The following is a 209-nucleotide window of genomic DNA, read 5'->3' as shown; positions in this document are numbered from 1 at the left end:
TAAAGAATAACGGAATACATTTAGGGAAAGGCAAAGGATTTGATTTAAGGTCATACGGAACTCCTATAAGAAGAAATACATTATCTGATTTTGAGAAGACGTTGGGAATAAGATTTAAAGGGTCAGCATTGAACACACCTGACTTTGTGGCTAATACAAATAAGCTGTTCAGTTTATCGGGAGAGTCAAGGCTTGTAAATATATCGAAT

1 protein-coding gene is annotated in these 209 nt (G+C 34.9%); it reads left to right on the top strand.

All coding sequences use genetic code 11. The features are described from left to right. Nucleotides 1-209, top strand: a 209-nt coding sequence (locus EII29_RS12620) for a hypothetical protein (RefSeq protein WP_158612589.1), incomplete at both ends; no start/stop codon positions are given.

Source organism: Leptotrichia sp. OH3620_COT-345 (genome assembly GCF_003932895.1).
GTDB lineage: Bacteria > Fusobacteriota > Fusobacteriia > Fusobacteriales > Leptotrichiaceae > Pseudoleptotrichia.
This window is presented reverse-complemented; position numbering and strand designations above follow the sequence as displayed.